General features: G+C 39.0%; 8 protein-coding genes. 5 read left to right on the top strand and 3 right to left on the bottom strand.

Annotated features, from left to right (window positions below; all coding sequences use genetic code 11):
* Window positions 1-108 precede the first annotated feature (108 nt).
* From V3I05_RS01175 to V3I05_RS01155, 5 genes are all read left to right on the top strand, one after another.
* Window positions 109-8,793 (top strand): DNA-directed RNA polymerase subunit beta/beta', encoded by an 8,685-nt coding sequence (locus V3I05_RS01175; protein ID WP_343353744.1) that lies wholly within the window; start codon window positions 109-111, stop codon window positions 8,791-8,793.
* A 93-nt stretch (window positions 8,794-8,886) separates the two neighbouring features.
* Window positions 8,887-9,276 carry a 30S ribosomal protein S12 gene (gene rpsL / locus V3I05_RS01170; protein WP_002955409.1) on the top strand — a complete coding sequence of 130 codons (390 nt, stop codon included), beginning with the start codon at window positions 8,887-8,889 and terminating at the stop codon, window positions 9,274-9,276.
* 13 nt (window positions 9,277-9,289) lie between these two features.
* Window positions 9,290-9,757, top strand: a complete 468-nt coding sequence (gene rpsG, locus V3I05_RS01165) for a 30S ribosomal protein S7 (RefSeq protein WP_295699182.1) — start codon at window positions 9,290-9,292, stop codon at window positions 9,755-9,757.
* Window positions 9,758-9,770: 13 nt separating this feature from the next.
* The gene (gene fusA / locus V3I05_RS01160; RefSeq protein ID WP_295699184.1) at window positions 9,771-11,849 is read left to right on the top strand and encodes an elongation factor G; all 2,079 of its coding nucleotides are present in this window, start codon (window positions 9,771-9,773) and stop codon (window positions 11,847-11,849) included.
* 34 nt (window positions 11,850-11,883) lie between these two features.
* Window positions 11,884-12,324: a c-type cytochrome gene (locus V3I05_RS01155; RefSeq protein WP_343353740.1), complete on the top strand. Its 441-nt coding sequence runs from the start codon at window positions 11,884-11,886 to the stop codon at window positions 12,322-12,324.
* Between the two features lie 519 nt (window positions 12,325-12,843).
* Here V3I05_RS01155 and V3I05_RS01150 read toward each other — a convergent pair.
* The 3 genes from V3I05_RS01150 to exbB are packed head-to-tail and all read right to left on the bottom strand — an operon-like array spanning window position 12,844 to window position 14,329.
* Window positions 12,844-13,542, bottom strand: a complete 699-nt coding sequence (locus tag V3I05_RS01150; RefSeq protein WP_300449918.1) for an energy transducer TonB — start codon at window positions 13,540-13,542, stop codon at window positions 12,844-12,846.
* On the bottom strand, window positions 13,508-13,888 hold the full coding sequence (gene exbD / locus V3I05_RS01145) for a TonB system transport protein ExbD (RefSeq protein WP_300449024.1): 381 nt from the start codon (window positions 13,886-13,888) through the stop codon (window positions 13,508-13,510). The genes V3I05_RS01150 and exbD overlap by 35 nt, the downstream gene beginning before the upstream one ends.
* Window positions 13,889-13,891: 3 nt before the next feature.
* On the bottom strand, window positions 13,892-14,329 hold the full coding sequence (exbB, locus tag V3I05_RS01140) for a TonB-system energizer ExbB (RefSeq protein WP_300449023.1): 438 nt from the start codon (window positions 14,327-14,329) through the stop codon (window positions 13,892-13,894).
* Window positions 14,330-14,435: the final 106 nt, after the last annotated feature.

Here is a 14,435-nt window from a genome sequence, read left to right as displayed (position 1 = left end):
TGGCTTTTTGCATTTAATAGAATATTGTAAAAATACTTTATAATTATAGGTCTTTTTAGAGTATTTTGCTCTTTTTCATAATCTAATAGAATAAGAAGGACACAACACATGGCAAACTTCACAAAACTGAAAAATAGACTCCGCGCTGATTTTACTAAAAATCCTCAAAATATCGAAGTCCCTAATCTTTTATTGCTCCAAAGAGATAGCTATGATGATTTCCTTTCTATCGAGGGAGAGGGAGAATCTGGTATTGAGCGGGTATTCAAGTCTGTTTTTCCCATTCAAGATAGCCAAAACCGCATTACGCTTGAATATGCAGGATGTAAATTTGGTAAGCCTAAATATACTACAAATGAGGCAATGGTTCGTGGTGTAACCTATGCTATATCACTACAAGTAAAAATTCGCCTAGTGCTTTGGGAAAAAGATGAAAAAACGGGTGAAAAGCTAGGCGTAAAAGATGTTAAAGAACAAAATATTTTTGTCCGCGATATTCCTCTTATGACAGACAGAACAAGCTTTATTATTAATGGCGTTGAACGCGTCGTGGTCAATCAACTCCATCGTAGCCCGGGAGTGATTTTCAAAGAAGAGGAATCTAATACTTCATCAAATAAACTCATCTACACAGGGCAGATTATCCCCGATAGAGGCTCTTGGCTATATTTTGAGTATGATTCTAAAGATGTGCTTTATGCACGTATCAATAAGCGTAGAAAAGTGCCTGTAACTATTATTTTGCGTGCAATGGGGTATAGCAAACAAGATATTCTTAAGATTTTTTACCCCTTGCAGAAAGTAACATATAAAAAAGGTAAATATCTTATCCCCTTTGATATTGATAGTATAGGCAATCGTGCAGAATTTGATATTAAAGATGCAAAAGGGAATCTTTTGGTAGCTTCGGGCAAGCGTCTATCTGCTAAAAAAATCAAGGAGCTTAAAGAGGCAAGAATCGATCTTATTGAATATCCCCTTGAGAGTTTGACAAATAAGTTCCTTGCTCAACCTATTTTAAACTCGCAAGGTGAAGTGCTTTTTGACACTCTCACACAGCTTGATGAGAGTAAGCTAAAAAAACTCCTTGAGTTAAAAATCAATGAGTTTGTGATAGCCAATGATAGTGCTGCAGGTGTGGATAGCTCTATTATTAACTCATTTATTGCTGATGCAGAATCTTTAAAAATGCTCCGTCAAAGCGAAAAGATTGATGATGAGAATGAATTAGCTGCTATTAGAATCTATAAAGTAATGCGTCCGGGTGAGCCTGTAACAAAAGAGGTGGCAAAGAACTTTATGCGTCAGCTTTTCTTCGATTCTGAACGTTATGATTTGACACGTGTAGGACGTATGAAAATGAATCATAAACTGCAAATTAACGTGCCTGATTATGTTACTGTGCTCACACACGAGGATATTATTAAGACAATTCGGTATCTTTTGAAAGTTAAGAATGGCTTGGGTAAGATTGATGATAGAGATCATTTAGGTAACCGTAGAATCCGTTCAAGTGGTGAGCTTTTGGCTAATGAACTTCACGCAGGGCTTGTAAAAATGCAAAAAGCTATACGTGATAAGCTTACTTCACTAAGTGGAGCGTTTGATACGATTATGCCTCACGATTTGGTCAATGGCAAGATGATTACTAGCACGATTATGGAATTTTTCACCGGTGGGCAGCTTTCACAATTTATGGATCAAACTAACCCTCTTTCGGAAATTACACATAAACGAAGACTTTCGGCTCTTGGAGAGGGTGGGCTTGTAAAAGATAGAGTAGGTTTTGAGGCAAGAGATGTGCATCCTACACATTATGGTAGAATCTGCCCTATTGAAACACCAGAAGGGCAAAATATTGGTTTGATTAATACACTTTCTACCTATACGCGCGTGAATGACTTAGGTTTTATTGAAGCACCTTATAAAAGAGTAGAAAATGGCGTAGTAACAAATGAAATTGTTTATCTTACTGCTGCACAAGAAGAGGGTATAGTGATTGCTCCAGCTAGCACAAAGGTAGATAAAAATGGGCATATTGTTGAAGATTTGATTGATGCACGCAAAGATGGAGAGATTATTTTAAGTGAGAAATCACGTATTCAACTTATTGACTTAAGCCCTCGTATGCTCGTAGGTGTGGCTGCTTCTCTCATTCCATTTCTCGAGCACGATGACGCAAACCGTGCGCTTATGGGTTCAAATATGCAGCGACAAGCTGTCCCATTGCTTAAACCTGATGCACCTGTGGTAGGAACAGGTATCGAGCAAATCATTGCACGTGATGCTTGGGAGGCTGTTAAAGCTACTCGCAGTGGTGTAGTAGAAAGAGTGGATTCTAAAAATATCTATATACTTGGTGAAGATGACAATGGAGCATATATTGATCATTATCATTTGGGTAAAAATCTCCGTACCAATCAAAATACCTGCTTTTCACAGCAGCCTATTGTGCAAGTAGGAGATAAGGTAGAAGCAGGGCAAATTATTGCTGATGGTGCAAGTATGGATAATGGTGAGCTGGCATTGGGAAAAAATATCCGTGTCGCCTTTATGCCATGGAATGGTTACAACTTCGAAGATGCGATTGTCGTAAGTGAAAAACTTATCAAAGAAGATGCCTTTACATCAATTCATATTTATGAAAAGGAAATTGAAGCACGGGAGCTTAAGCACGGACTTGAGGAAATTACAGCTGATATTCCAGGCACTAAAGAATCAGAAACAGCGCATCTTGATGAAAGTGGGATTGTGCGAATAGGCACATATGTAAGTGCGGGTATGATACTTGTAGGAAAAGTTTCTCCTAAGGGTGAAGTGAAACCTACTCCTGAAGAAAGGCTTTTGCGTGCTATCTTTGGTGAAAAAGCCGGACACGTGGTAAATAAATCACTTTATTGCCCACCTTCTCTTGAGGGAACGGTGGTTGATGTGAAGATATTCACAAAAAAAGGTTATGAGAAAGATGCACGTGCCATAAGCGCGCACGATGAGGAAAGACGTGTGCTTGATATTGAGCATCACGATCGTTTAACGATGATTCAACAAGAAGAAGCCTTAAGAATCTCTCTTATGCTATCTAAAGAAAAACTCGCAAGTGATGCTAAAGTGGCTAATAAAGTCTTCAAAAAAGGCACACAGATTTCCAAGGAAGAGTTAGCTACGTTTAATCCTTTCACTTTAAGTATTCTTCTCAAGAGTTATTCTAAGGCTGTGCAAACACGATATGAGCAAATTAAAAGAAACTTCTTAGAGCAGAAAAAAACTTTAGGTGAAGAACACGAGGAGAAGCTTTCTATTTTAGAAAAAGATGATATTTTGCCAAGTGGTGTAGTAAAACTTGTAAAAATTTATATTGCCACAAAACGCAAGCTCAAAGTGGGTGATAAAATGGCAGGACGTCACGGAAATAAAGGTATTGTATCTAATATTGTGCCTATGGTAGATATGCCTTATACTGCTGATGGTGAGCCTGTGGATATTGTATTGAATCCTCTTGGTGTGCCAAGTCGTATGAATATTGGGCAGATTCTTGAGGTGCATTTGGGATTGGTAGGAAAGAATCTTGGACAGCAGATTCAAGAGATTTTTCAATCTCAATCAAAACAATGGATAAACGCATTACGTTCAAAGATGATTGAAATTGCTCAGGTAGTTAATTCCAATGATAAGACAATGGTTTCATTCTTAGAAAGTATGAGTGATGAAGATTTGATGAGCTATGCACGGGATTGGAGTAATGGTGTGAAGTTTGCTATTCCTGTATTTGAGGGCATAGAGCAGGAGAAATTTGATAAACTTTTTGCGTTAGCAAAGATTGATACTGATGGTAAAACAGAGCTTTATGATGGCAAAACCGGCGAAAAAATGCGCGAAAGAGTGAATGTGGGTTATATGTATATGCTCAAACTTCATCACTTGGTTGATGAAAAGGTCCATGCAAGAAGTACAGGTCCTTACTCTTTGGTTACGCAACAACCTGTGGGTGGAAAGGCTCTCTTTGGTGGGCAGCGTTTTGGAGAGATGGAAGTATGGGCATTAGAAGCTTATGGTGCGGCTCATACACTAAAAGAAATGCTCACTATTAAATCTGATGATACAGAAGGGCGAAGAGGTGCGTATAAAGCTATCACAAAGGGTGAGCACGTAGGGGAATCTGAAATCCCTGAAACATTTTATGTTTTGACAAAAGAGCTTCAGTCGCTTGCCCTTGATGTTAATATCTATGGTGAAGAAAAAGACGAAAATGGTGCCGCTCTGCCTATTGTGATTAAAGAAGATGAACGCCCTAAGGATTTTAGTTCATTTCAGCTAGTTCTGGCAAGTCCAGAGAAGATTCTCTCTTGGAGTCATGGAGAGGTAAAAAAACCTGAAACAATTAATTATCGCACATTAAAACCAGAGCGAGATGGCTTATTCTGCACGAAAATCTTTGGTCCTGTGCGTGATTATGAATGTTTATGTGGTAAATATAAAAAAATGCGCTATAAGGGTATAGTGTGTGAAAAATGTGGTGTGGAAGTTACGCGTGCGAAAGTGCGCCGCTCAAGAATGGGGCATATAGAGCTTGTTGCTCCTGTGGCGCATATTTGGTATGTGAGTTCATTGCCTAGTCGTATTGGCACTTTGCTTGGTGTGAAGATGAAAGATTTAGAGCGAGTATTGTATTATGAAGCATATATTGTAAAGACACCGGGCGAGGCATTCTATGATAATGAAGGCACAAAACCTATTTTAAAATATGATGTACTTAATGAAGAGCAATTCCAAAGCATTAATCAGCGATTTGAACATACTGGATTTGTCGCACAAATGGGTGGAGAGGCGATTAAGGAGCTACTTGAAGAATTAGACTTAATGGTGCTTCTCAGTGCATTGCGTGAGGAGATTAATCTCACTAATTCTGAAGCAAAGAAAAAGACGATTGTTAAGCGTTTGAAAGTAGTTGAAAGCTTTATCAATTCAGGTAATCGTCCAGAGTGGATGATGCTCACCATTCTGCCTGTGCTTCCACCGGATTTACGTCCTTTGGTGGCACTTGATGGTGGAAAATTTGCCGTAAGCGATGTGAATGATCTTTATCGCCGAGTAATTAATCGTAACCAACGCTTAAAACGTCTTATTGAGCTTGATTCGCCAGAAATTATTGTGCGCAACGAAAAAAGAATGCTTCAAGAAGCGGTTGATGCGCTTTTTGATAATGGAAGAAATGCTAATGCTGTAAAAGGTGCAAATAAGCGTCCCCTAAAATCCCTTTCTGAAATTATCAAAGGCAAGCAAGGACGCTTTAGACAGAACTTGCTCGGTAAGCGTGTGGATTTCTCTGGACGTAGCGTGATTGTGGTAGGACCAAACTTAAAAATGGATCAATGTGGATTGCCTAAAAATATGGCTTTAGAGTTATTTAAGCCGCATTTATTTGCTAAGTTAGAAGAGAAGGGCTATGCGACTACACTTAAACAAGCTGTGAAAATGGTAAGCCAGAAGACAAATGAAGTATGGGAATGTTTGCAAGAAATTGTTAATGGCTATCCTGTGTTGCTTAATCGTGCGCCAACCTTGCATAAGCAATCCATTCAGGCATTCCACCCAAAACTTATTGATGGCAAGGCGATCCAGTTACATCCACTTGTGTGCTCTGCGTTTAATGCAGACTTTGATGGTGACCAAATGGCAGTTCATGTGCCGCTTTCTCAAGAGGCTATTGCAGAATGTAAGGTGCTTATGTTAAGCTCTATGAATATTTTGCTACCTGCTAGTGGTAAAGCTGTGGCAGTGCCAAGCCAAGATATGGTTTTGGGCTTGTATTATCTCTCCTTAGAAAAGAAAGGTGTAAAAGGGGAACATAAAGTTTTTGCAAGTATTGATGAAATCTTTATGGCTATTGAGATGGGTGAGCTTGATATCAATGCGCGTATTAAAACTGTGCATAAACGCCGTGTGATTGACACAACGGCTGGGCGTATGATTCTAAGTTCTATCTTACCTGATTTTGTGCCACTTAGTCTTTGGAATCAGACAATGAAGAAAAAAGATATAGGTATATTGATTGATTATGTATATAAAGAAGGGGGCTTGGGTATTACGGCAACTTTTCTTGATAATCTTAAGAATCTTGGCTTTAGATACGCGACAAAAGCAGGTATTTCTATTTCTGCAGCGGATATTATTATTCCTCACGATAAAGCAAAAATGATAGATGATGCCAAAAAAGAGATTAAGCGCATACAGGGCGAGTTTGAGCAAGGACTTCTTACTGCACAAGAGCGATATAATAAGAGTATTGATATTTGGACAGAAACGAGCGAAAAAATGGGTAAATTGATGATGGAGAAAGTTAAAAATGATAAAGAAGGCTTTAACTCTATCTATATGATGGCAGATTCTGGTGCGAGAGGTAGTGAGGCACAGATTCGCCAACTTTCGGCGATGAGAGGGCTAATGGCAAAACCTGATGGCACGATTATTGAAACACCTATTACTTCAAATTTTAAAGAGGGTTTGAATGTGCTAGAGTATTTTAACTCAACGCACGGTGCGAGAAAAGGTCTAGCTGATACTGCCTTAAAAACTGCTAATGCTGGTTATCTTACAAGAAAGCTTATTGATGTGAGCCAAAATATGAAAGTTACTATTGAGGATTGTGGCACGCACGAGGGCGTTGAGATTACGGATATTACGGTGGGTAGCGATATGATTGAACCACTTGAAGAGCGTGTTGTAGGACGTGTGCTAGCACGTGATATTATCGATCCTATTGCTAATGAGATTCTGCTTAGTGAAGGTGTATTAATCGATAATGCGATGGCAAGACGTATTAAAGAGGCAAATGTTAAGTCTGTGATGATACGCACCCCTGTAACCTGTAAAGCTCCTAAGGGTGTGTGTGCGAAATGTTATGGATTGAATCTTGGCGAATCTAAAATGGTAAAACCCGGTGAGGCAGTAGGGGTGCTTGCCGCACAAAGTATCGGTGAACCCGGCACACAGCTGACATTAAGAACATTCCACGTTGGTGGAACAGCAAGTAGAAGCACAGAAGAGAAGCAAATCATAGCTAAGAAAGAGGGCTTTATCCGCTATCATAATATCCGCACTTACACTAATAGTAAGGGGCAAAAGATTGTGGCAAATCGCAGAAATGCGGCGATTTTGGTTGTTGAACCACGTATTAAAGCGGAATTTGATGGAGAAATTCGAGTAGAGAGTGTTCATGATGAAGTGCATATTACTATTGTGGGTGATAAAAAACATTCTGTTACGCATCGCTTAAGAAAAGATGAAGTAGCCAAACAAAATGAACTTGCCGGTGTAGCAGGGAAGATTGAGGGTAAATTGCTTGTGCCGCACGAGAGTGGCTATAAGGTCAAAGCGGGCGGCAGTGTAGTTGATATTATTATGGATAGCTGGAATGTGCCTACACGGATTCCTTATGGAAGTGAATTGAAAGTGGAGGATAATGCACCCATTTCCCAAAAAATTACTGCTAAAGAAAAAGGTGTTGTGAAATTTTATACACTTCGCTCTGATACGCTTGAACGTAATCACAATGTCAAGGCAGGTATGGTTGTGAATGAAAAAGGTATGTTTGCCGTTATTGCAGACCAAAATGATAGAGAGGCAATCCGCCATTATATTGCGCGAACCTCTAAGATTCTTGTTGATGACAATAGTGAAGTGGATATCAATACATTGATTTCTGAACCTACTTCAAGTGAGCAGATTGTGGTGGCTGAATGGGATGCTTATAGTGAGCCAATTATTGCCGACCAAGCAGGTGTAGTATCTTTTAGGGATGTGGTTGCAGGGCTAACTGTAAGCGAGCAAGAAGACGAAAATACGCACCAAAAGAATTTTGTTATTAATGAATATGTGCCCGCAGGCTACAAGCCGATGATTGTTGTAACGACAAAAGAAGGTAAGGAAATGGCTTATCGCTTAGAATCTCGTACTTCTATTGCTGTTAATGATGGAGATAAGGTTGAAGTGGCAGATATTATCGCTAAAGTACCCAAGGCATTAGCAAAATCTAAGGATATTACAGGTGGTCTTCCGCGTGTAACGGAATTATTTGAGGCAAGGAAACCAAAAGATACCGCTATTCTTTCTGAACTTGATGGAACAGTGAGCTTTGGCAAGCCTATGCGAGGTAAGGAGCGTATTATTATTACATCAGCTGATGGACGAGTGGCAGAATACTTGGTAGATAAGAATAAAAAGATTCTTGTACATGAACAGGAGTTTATCCACGCCGGAGAAGCGATGACAGATGGTGTTGTCTCAAGCCACGATATTTTACGCATTAGTGGGGAGAAAGAACTTCACAAGTATATTGTGAGTGAAGTGCAGCAGGTATATCGCCGACAGGGTGTAAGTATTGCCGATAAGCATATAGAAATCATTGTGTCTCAAATGCTCCGCCAAGTGAAGATTGTTGATAGTGGTAATACAAAGTTTATTGCAGGTGATTTAGTAAGCAAGCGACATTTTAAAGAGGAAAATGAGAGAATCTTACGTATGGGTGGAGAGCCAGCGATAGCTGAACCTGTCCTTCTTGGTATTACTCGTGCGGCTATTGGAAGTGATTCTATTATTTCAGCGGCTTCATTCCAAGAAACAACAAAAGTGCTTACAGAGGCAAGTATCGCAGCTAAAAAAGATACACTTGATGACTTAAAAGAAAATGTTGTGCTTGGACGTATGATACCTGTGGGAACAGGCTTGTATAAAAATAAAAAGTTCTCTTATAAAGGCGACGAGCAAGAATACTATTGTGATAGTGAGGAAGAATAGGCATTTTTTGCCTATTCTCTAAGAGAAATAAAAGTTTTCATTGGGTAAAATCCCGCATTTTTTATTTTCTAAAATTTACATAAAGGAAAGTCAGTGCCAACCATAAATCAATTAATTAGAAAAGAGCGCAAGAAAGTTATCCGTAAGACAAAGTCCCCTGCGTTACTAGAGTGTCCGCAAAGAAGGGGTGTATGCACACGTGTTTATACGACAACACCTAAAAAGCCAAACTCGGCTTTAAGAAAGGTGGCTAAAGTAAAGCTTACTTCGAAAGTAGAGGTGATTAGCTATATTCCGGGAGAAGGGCATAATTTGCAAGAGCACTCCATTGTACTTGTGCGTGGCGGACGTGTAAAAGACTTACCCGGTGTGAAGTATCATATTATACGTGGGGCATTAGATACTGCAGGTGTGGCTAAACGAAGTGTTTCACGTAGTAAATATGGTGCAAAAAAAGCAAAAGCCGGTGGCGATAAAAAATAACTAAGGAGAAGAGATGAGACGAAGAAAAGCTCCTGTGAGAGAGATTTTAGGGGACCCAATTTATAACAACAAGGTAGTAACAAAATTCATTAACAAAATGATGTTTGATGGCAAGAAAAGTGTAAGTGAAAAAATCATTTATGCAGCATTTGATAGGATCGAGGAAAAAAGCGGTGAAAAGGGCATAGAGGTATTTGAAAAAGCGCTTGAGCGCGTCAAACCTCTTGTAGAGGTAAGAAGCCGCCGTGTAGGTGGAGCGACTTATCAGGTACCTGTTGAAGTAAGACCCGCTCGTCAGCAATCTCTTTCTATCAGGTGGTTGCTTGAGGCGACACGTAAAAGAAATGAGCGCACAATGGTAGAGCGTTTAGCAAGTGAGCTAGTAGATGCTGCAAATGAAAGAGGAGCAGCTTTTAAGAAAAAAGAAGATGTGCACAAAATGGCTGAAGCTAACAAGGCATTTGCACATTATCGTTGGTAAGGAAGGATAAAGAATGGCTAGAAAAACTCCTTTAGCAAGAATTAGAAATATCGGTATTGCTGCACATATTGATGCGGGTAAAACTACGACTTCAGAACGGATTCTCTTTTATACCGGTGTAAGCCATAAAATCGGTGAAGTGCACGATGGCGCAGCAACTATGGACTGGATGGAGCAAGAAAAAGAACGTGGGATTACCATTACTTCTGCAACTACAACTTGTTTTTGGAAAGACTATCAAATTAATCTTATTGACACTCCCGGACACGTTGATTTTACCATCGAGGTAGAACGTTCTATGCGTGTGCTTGATGGTGCTGTTGCGGTATTTTGCTCTGTGGGAGGTGTGCAGCCTCAAAGTGAAACCGTGTGGCGACAAGCAAACAAGTATGGTGTGCCTCGTATGGTGTTTGTGAACAAAATGGATAGAATCGGCGCAAATTTCTATAATGTAGAGAGCCAAATCAAGCAACGCCTAAAAGCTAACCCTGTGCCTATTAGTATCCCCATTGGTGCAGAGGAGAACTTTAAGGGTGTGGTTGATTTGATTCAAATGAAGGCTATCGTGTGGAATGATGAATCAATGGGTGCAAAATATGATATTGAGGATATTCCTGCTGAACTTATAGAAAAAGCAAATGAGTATAGAGAAAAGCTTGTAGAGGCTGCCGCAGAACAAGATGAAGCTTTGATGGAAAAATATCTTGGTGGTGAGGAGCTGAGTATCGAGGATATTAAAAAGGGTGTAAAGATTGGTTGTTTAAATATGAGTCTTATTCCTATGCTTTGTGGCTCAAGCTTTAAGAATAAAGGTGTGCAGACATTACTTGATGCGGTGGTTGATTTTCTCCCTGCACCTACTGAAGTGGCAGAAATCAAAGGTATTGACCCAAAAGATGAATCTGAACTTAGCGTAGAATCAAGCGATAATGGCGCGTTTGCAGGTTTGGCGTTTAAAATTATGACTGACCCATTTGTAGGGCAGCTAACCTTCGTCCGTGCATATCGTGGGAAGTTAGAATCTGGTAGCTATGTTTTAAACTCTACAAAAGGTAAAAAAGAGCGTGTAGGGCGACTTTTGAAAATGCACTCAAATAAACGCGAAGACATAAAAGAGATTTATGCGGGTGAGATTTGTGCTTTTGTAGGATTAAAAGATACAGTGACGGGTGATACGCTTTGTGATGAGAAGCAGCCCGTTATCTTGGAGAGAATGGACTTCCCAGAGCCAGTTATTCAAATTGCTGTAGAGCCAAAAACTAAGGCAGACCAAGAAAAAATGTCTATTGCACTAGGCAAACTTGCAGAGGAGGATCCTAGCTTTAGAGTAAGCACACACGAAGAAACAGGGCAAACACTTATTGGCGGTATGGGTGAATTACACTTAGAAATTATTGTTGATAGATTAAAGCGTGAGTTTAAGGTTGAGGCTGAAGTAGGTGAGCCACAAGTCGCTTTTAGAGAGACTATACGCACTGCCGTAGAGCAAGAGTGTAAATATGCAAAACAATCCGGTGGGCGTGGGCAATATGGACACGTGCATATTAGGCTTGAACCAAAAGAACCCGGTGAGGGCTATGAGTTTGTGAATAATATTAGTGGCGGTGTGATACCAAAAGAATATATTCCTGCTGTTGATAAAGGTATCCAAGAAGCAATGCAAAATGGTGTGCTCGCAGGCTATCCTGTCGTGGATTTTAAAGTAACACTTTATGATGGAAGCTATCACGATGTGGATTCATCTGAAATGGCATTCAAAATTGCTGGTTCTATGGCTTTTAAAGATGCTTGTCGTAAGGCAAATGCAGTATTATTAGAGCCTATGATGAAAGTCGAAGTGGAAGTCCCAGAGGAGTATATGGGTGATGTCATAGGAGACTTGAACAGGCGAAGAGGGCAAATTAACTCTATGGATGATCGTATGGGTTTAAAGATTGTAAATGCCTTTGTGCCTTTAGCTGAAATGTTTGGATACTCAACTGATTTACGTTCGGCTACACAAGGTAGAGGTACATATACAATGGAATTTGACCATTATGGCGAAGTACCAAACAATATTGCTAAAGAGATTATGGAAAAACGTAAAGGTTAATCATTTATTAGGTGAAGCTATAAGGAGTTAAAAAATGTTAAGATATATATTACTTGTGCTCTGCATTATTTTCGTTGCTTGCTCTAGTGACAATAAAGTAGAGCAAGCAGCAGATGAAAAATCAGGCAATAAAGTAGAGGATAGAGTAGAAGATTCTCAAAAAGATATGCCTGAAGCAGATAAATCTCAAGCTCCCCAACAAACCCTCCCAGCAGCTCAAAATAAGCCAGATGCAGCGGTACTTTATGTTAAATGTGCGGCTTGCCACGGTAAAGATGGTAAAAGTGTCGCACCCGGTAGTGTAGGCAATGTGCTTATTGCTTCTCTCAATAAAGCTCAAGTGGTAGAATCTCTTAAAGGATTCCGTGAGAGGACATTAAGCAAGGGAGGTAATTCTATAATTATGTATATGCAGGCAAAAAATCTAAGCGATGAGGATATTGACGCCTTAGCAACATATATCGATGCATTTTAGTGATTTTGCTTATTCATTTGTTTTATATTTCTCTTATCTCATAAAATCTTTGATTTATTCTTTTTAGAGAAAGTCCGCTATAGCTATGCTATTGCGGCATTATAACCCATTACATTTGTTGGGTCTATTTGACTCTTATGACTTGCTTGGTTTCTAACAAATGAAGGTTTAAGCTAGATTCATATAGCTACGCTTATTCTCTTGTGGAATAAAGTGTTAGTAAATATCGCTAAATACTATATCTCGCATTATTCTACGGCTTGTTTCTCTCTTGCACTTATGAAGCCAATTTGTGAATATATATATTCACAGAACGAAGCTTTGCTTCAAGTATGAGTTTGTTTATCTTGTGGATTGTTCAGCACTTAGGGCTTTATAATTGAGAGAAGAAAACTGATATATTATATTTATGATTGTTGTATAGTGATATGGTTTTTAGATGGGGCTAAAAATATAAGTATTTGCAAATGTAAACCACGCATAAGTTAGTTTTACTTTACTTATTCTTTAGCCAATCATTTATATATTATCCATTTTAAGCTCATATACGATAGGCAGCTCGATTTTTGTTGATATATTTAGGATAGGGAAATCATTTTGTGCTTTTCTAATAGCATTGAGTGCGGCGACATTAAAAGGATCGTGCGAGGGCTTCACAATCCGGATATCCGCCACCCTGCCATCTTTATAAATCACAAATTCTACTATCACTTCCCCCTCCAATCCACGTTTCCTAGCCATAGGCGGATATTTGTTTTTGCGCTCAATGGCACGTTTGATTTTAGAAAATAGCTCATCTTCGCTTCCATCTCTATAAGAGAGCGTCTGTATCACATCACCTTCCTCTGCTTTTTCATCAGGCTTTGCTTTGGGAGATTGAGCAGGAGGGATGACCTCTTCTTCTTTTTTGCTCAGTTTGCCATTTTCTTTGAGTATTTCTTTATGATAATGCCTTTTCTTGTGTGTGATAGGTTTGGGCTTTGGATTTTCTATATTTTTCTCATTAGAGGGATTTTGAAAAGTGGCTAGGGCAATGGTAGTGATATTATCACCATTTTGCTGCAACTCCATATTGTGAAAAAAATCATAGAATGTTAAGGCAAGGGCAACGTGCAAAACAGCGCTAATAATGAATCCTGTGCGCATAGAAGTAGAGAATGACTTGTTATTACATTGGGGATTGCTATTTGTTTTTGGTTGAGATACCGAAGTTTTCATGTCCCTTCTCCTTTAAAATATCAACGATTTGGATAAAACTCTCAAATTTTGAATCCTTATCGCTTTTGAGTTGAATAAGCGTTTTATTGTCAATACTGCTCAGTTCCGTCTTAAGCGATTGTATATCAATAGGCTTATCATTAAAATAAATAATGTTGTTATTATCAATGGCAATTACAATAGGTTTTTCTTCCTTGTTTTGCTGATTTTGACTTGCATAGGGCAGTTCGACTTTGATTTGCCCTTGTGCGATGAAAGTCGATACACTTAGCACAATGGCTAAAAGCACTAGCATCACATCAATGAAAGGAACGATGTTTAAGCCGTCTTTTTTAGGAATCCTCATTCTCTAGCCTTGTTTTGCTTGTTTTTGTAAAAGTTTGTAGCGGTTAAGCTCCACGTCCATTTTACGCACGAAGCAGTTATAGACAATCAAGGTAGGGATTGCCACTAGTAAGCCAAGAGCTGTCGCTTTAAGCGCAGTGGATAAGCCTACCATAATACTTTGAGCGTCCATTCCGCCACTCATACCCATATCATAGAAGGTAATCATAATCCCAATAACAGTGCCTAAAAGCCCTATGTATGGTGCATTGGAGTAAATGATATAAAGTGCAGTGAGATTCTTGCTCAAGGCTTCTTCTAGTAACTCTTCATTAGGATAATCGTTAAGATTTATACGTATATAAAAAATCAATCTCTCACAGCTAAACCATAGACTTAAAAAGCTCATTAAGCCCAATGTAGCGAAAATTATATGGTCTATATTACCTTTAAGAAATTCCATTTTTATAATGCTCCCTTATATGCCAATTTTATTTTGTAATATTATAAAAATCATTCTTAAGATAACTTTATATTTTTCTTTAATTTCACTTAGGGTTTGGAAATTG

This window comes from Helicobacter mastomyrinus (genome assembly GCF_039555295.1).
Lineage (GTDB): Bacteria > Campylobacterota > Campylobacteria > Campylobacterales > Helicobacteraceae > Helicobacter_C > Helicobacter_C mastomyrinus.
The sequence above is the reverse complement of the archived record's forward strand: the minus strand, read 5'-3'. Positions and strand labels throughout refer to the sequence as shown.

Excerpts from the sequence above, each read along its gene's own strand:
- V3I05_RS01175 (WP_343353744.1), top strand. The coding sequence starts at position 109 with ATGGCAAACTTCACAAAACTGAAAAATAGACTCCGCGCTGATTTTACT.
- rpsG (WP_295699182.1), top strand. The coding sequence starts at position 9,290 with ATGAGACGAAGAAAAGCTCCTGTGAGAGAGATTTTAGGGGACCCAATT.
- fusA (WP_295699184.1), top strand. The coding sequence starts at position 9,771 with ATGGCTAGAAAAACTCCTTTAGCAAGAATTAGAAATATCGGTATTGCT.
- V3I05_RS01155 (WP_343353740.1), top strand. The coding sequence starts at position 11,884 with ATGTTAAGATATATATTACTTGTGCTCTGCATTATTTTCGTTGCTTGC.
- V3I05_RS01150 (WP_300449918.1), bottom strand. The coding sequence starts at position 13,542 with ATGAAAACTTCGGTATCTCAACCAAAAACAAATAGCAATCCCCAATGT.
- exbD (WP_300449024.1), bottom strand. The coding sequence starts at position 13,888 with ATGAGGATTCCTAAAAAAGACGGCTTAAACATCGTTCCTTTCATTGAT.
- exbB (WP_300449023.1), bottom strand. The coding sequence starts at position 14,329 with ATGGAATTTCTTAAAGGTAATATAGACCATATAATTTTCGCTACATTG.